An 801-nucleotide genomic window follows, 5' to 3' on the forward strand; every position below is an offset into this window, starting at 1 on the left:
CCCCAAGCACTCTGATAGCGATTTTCAGCATTTTTCGCCATCAGTTTGAGAATAATATCTGAAACTGGCTTAGGAATCGTCGTATTTATTTCATGAGGCGGAACAGGCTGTTTAGCTATATGACAGTGGACTAGATCAAGTATGTCTGTTGTGGGAAACGGCAACTGCCCACTCAGCAGTTCGTAAAACGTTACACCTAGTGAATAGAAATCGGTGCGGTAATCGAGTAAACGGTTCATCCGCCCGGTTTGCTCTGGAGATAGGTATGCGAGTGTCCCTTCTAAAACATGAGGACTTTTGAAAGTCGGATTCGTGCGGTTAAATTGGGTGGCAATTCCAAAGTCAATAATTTTGACAACGCCAGTATCCAGATTGAGAACTATGTTTCCAGGGTTGATATCTTTATGAATGACATTGGCTGCATGGATTCTGCCTAGAATATCGCAAATAATGATTGCAAGACTTAGAAAAGTCGATAAAGGCATGGGGCAGAAAATATCTGGACGCTTGTGCATCCATTGCTCTAAGGACTCTGCCCCAAAATCTTCTAAGAGAATCACCAGAGTGCGTTGATAGTCCTGCTGGCTGTATGCCTTGATAACTCCTTCCAGATTGAGGGAACGGGTAATTTTATATTCCTGTCTGTAGCGGGTTAGTTCTTGAGGTGAGGGATAATCAAGCTTTAGCATTTTTACGATGATCCCTACCCCATCGTCTCTGATGCCTCGATACACTAGAGAATTAGAACTTTCGTATATCTTGTCTTGGATGGCAATACCAGTTAGAGCAATCATAGAGCAA

The 801-nt window shown here is 42.9% G+C and carries 1 protein-coding gene; it reads right to left on the bottom strand.

Annotated elements, in window-relative coordinates:
- Nucleotides 1-794 (bottom strand): serine/threonine protein kinase (locus V7K25_RS18405; RefSeq protein WP_335159961.1); only part of this gene is annotated, 794 nt, incomplete at its 3' end.
- Nucleotides 795-801 lie beyond the last annotated feature (7 nt).

The organism is Nostoc sp. (assembly GCF_036919495.1).
GTDB lineage: Bacteria > Cyanobacteriota > Cyanobacteriia > Cyanobacteriales > Nostocaceae > Nostoc.